At 58.2% G+C, this 502-nt stretch carries 1 protein-coding gene; it reads left to right on the top strand.

What is annotated here, in order from left to right:
- The coding region (locus tag NTD82_RS15025; RefSeq protein WP_262129271.1) for a hypothetical protein at nt 1-502 on the top strand (502 nt) is incomplete at both ends.

Below are 502 nucleotides of genomic sequence, written 5' to 3'. Positions count from 1 at the left end.
TTTGCATGGTGGCGGTACGGGCACTGAGACCTTTGCCTATACCCTGACCGATGCGGATGGCGACACCAGCACCGCGAATCTGGTTCTGGATATCAAGAACCTGAACGATCCAGTCACCCTCAATGGCCTTGATACTGCGGGTGGTGAACTGACGGTTTACGAGAAAAACCTCAGCGACGGCAGCAACCCGAACACGCCGGCACTGACCCAAACCGGGACCTTTACCGTCACCGCTCCGGATGGTTTGCAGACCTTAAGCGTGGGCGGCATCAACGTCGTTTCTGGTGGTGTAGCCTTCGGTTTCCCACAAACTGCAACGACTCCGCTGGGCAACACGCTGACCGTCACCGGTTACAACGCAAGCACCGGCGTGGTGACCTACAGCTACACCTTGCTGGATAACGAGGCTCATCCAAACGCAGGCGGCATCAACAACCTGACCGAGAGCTTCACGGTCACCGCGACGGATACCGATGGCAGTACTACCAGCGGCAGCCTCGAC

The organism is Pseudomonas sp. 5P_5.1_Bac1 (assembly GCF_025466015.1).
Taxonomy (GTDB): Bacteria; Pseudomonadota; Gammaproteobacteria; order Pseudomonadales; family Pseudomonadaceae; genus Aquipseudomonas.
The sequence above is the reverse complement of the archived record's forward strand: the minus strand, read 5'-3'. Positions and strand labels throughout refer to the sequence as shown.